General features: G+C 56.5%; 1 rRNA gene (cut by a window edge). It reads right to left on the reverse strand.

Features of this window, described 5'->3' with window-relative positions:
- Nucleotides 1-7 precede the first annotated feature (7 nt).
- Nucleotides 8-2,500 (reverse strand): 23S ribosomal RNA (locus tag AC5L38_RS43865) (it continues 634 nt past the right edge of the window).

Here is a 2,500-nt window from a genome sequence, read left to right on the forward strand (position 1 = left end):
TTGCTTTGTGGTCAAGTCCTCGGCCTATTAGTACTGGTCAGCTCCACACATTACTGCGCTTCCACTTCCAGCCTATCAACCCGGTCGTCTACCGGGAGCCTTACCCACTCTCGTGGTGGGAGACCTCATCTCAAGGCGAGCTTCCCGCTTAGATGCTTTCAGCGGTTATCCCTTCCGAACGTAGCCAACCAGCCGTGCTCCTGGCGGAACAACTGGCACACCAGAGGTTCGTCCGTCCCGGTCCTCTCGTACTAGGGACAGCTCCTTTCAAGTCTCCTGCGCGCGCAGCGGATAGGGACCGAACTGTCTCGCGACGTTCTAAACCCAGCTCGCGTACCGCTTTAATGGGCGAACAGCCCAACCCTTGGGACCTACTCCAGCCCCAGGATGCGACGAGCCGACATCGAGGTGCCAAACCATCCCGTCGATATGGACTCTTGGGGAAGATCAGCCTGTTATCCCCGGGGTACCTTTTAGCCGTTGAGCGACGGCGCTTCCACATGCCACCGCCGGATCACTAGTCCCAGCTTTCGCTCCTGCTCGACCCGTCGGTCTCACAGTCAAGCTCCCTTGTGCACTTACACTCGACACCTGATTGCCAACCAGGCTGAGGGAACCTTTGGGCGCCTCCGTTACTCTTTAGGAGGCAACCGCCCCAGTTAAACTACCCACCAGACACTGTCCCTGATCCGGATCACGGACCGAAGTTAGACGTTCAAAACGACCAGAGTGGTATTTCACCAATGACTCCACCACCACTAGCGTGATAGCTTCACCGTCTCCCACCTATCCTACACAAGACGTTCCAAACGCCAATGTCAAGCTATAGTGAAGGTCCCGGGGTCTTTCCGTCCTGCTGCGCGTAACGAGCATCTTTACTCGTAGTGCAATTTCGCCGGGTCTGCGGTTGAGACAGCGGGGAAGTCGTTACGCCATTCGTGCAGGTCGGAACTTACCCGACAAGGAATTTCGCTACCTTAGGATGGTTATAGTTACCACCGCCGTTTACTGGCGCTTAAGTTCTCAGCTTCGCGGAGTAAACTCCACTAACCGGTCCCCTTAACGTTCCAGCACCGGGCAGGCGTCAGTCCGTATACATCGTCTTACGACTTCGCACGGACCTGTGTTTTTAGTAAACAGTCGCTTCCCCCTGGCCTCTGCGACCCCCACCAGCTCACACAGCAAGTATGATCACCAGCGGAGGCCCCCCTTCTCCCGAAGTTACGGGGGCAATTTGCCGAGTTCCTTAACCACAGTTCACCCGATCGCCTTAGTATTCTCTACCTGACCACCTGAGTCGGTTTAGGGTACGGGCCGCCACGACACTCACTAGAGGCTTTTCTCGGCAGCATAGGATCACCCACTTCGCCACAATCGGCTCGGCATCACATCTCAGACTTAATGCGCTGCGGATTTGCCTACAACGCGTCCTACATGCTTACCCCAGGACTACCATCGCCTGGGCTGGGCTACCTTCCTGCGTCACCCCATCGCTTACCTACTACCAGTTCAGGCCAGGCGTTCACCCTCACCCCAAGCCCGAAGGCTCGGAGGGGTTAAGGACCCTTAGTATCACTGGATTCAGTATTGGCGCATCGTAGCGGGTACGGGAATATCAACCCGTTGTCCATCGACTACGCCTGTCGGCCTCGCCTTAGGTCCCGACTTACCCTGGGCGGATTAGCCTGCCCCAGGAACCCTTGGTCATCCGGCGCAGAAGTTTCTCACTTCTGATTCGCTACTCATGCCTGCATTCTCACTCGCACAGCCTCCACAGCTGGATCACTCCGCTGCTTCCCCGGCCGCACGACGCTCCCCTACCCATCCACACACCTAAACCACAAAGGCTCGGATAATATGTGAATGCCACGACTTCGGCGGTGTACTTGAGCCCCGCTACATTGTCGGCGCAGAATCACTTGACCAGTGAGCTATTACGCACTCTTTCAAGGGTGGCTGCTTCTAAGCCAACCTCCTGGTTGTCACTGCGACTCCACATCCTTTCCCACTTAGCACACGCTTAGGGGCCTTAGTCGGTGGTCTGGGCTGTTTCCCTCTCGACTACGGAGCTTATCCCCCGCAGTCTCACTGCTACGCTCTCACTTACCGGCATTCGGAGTTTGGCTGACGTCAGTAACCTTGTCGGGCCCATTAGCCATCCAGTGCTCTACCTCCGGCAAGAAACACGTAACGCTGCACCTAAATGCATTTCGGGGAGAACCAGCTATCACGGAGTTTGATTGGCCTTTCACCCCTAAACACAGGTCATCCCCCAGGTTTTCAACCCTGGTGGGTTCGGTCCTCCACGCGGTCTTACCCGCGCTTCAACCTGCCCATGCCTAGATCACTCCGCTTCGGGTCTACAGCATGCGACTCAAACGCCCTATTCAGACTCGCTTTCGCTACGGCTCCCCCACACGGGTTAACCTCGCCACACACCATAACTCGCAGGCTCATTCTTCAAAAGGCACGCAGTCACATCACAAACAAGGCGAACCTC

It is taken from the genome of Streptosporangium nanhuense, from assembly GCF_059358815.1.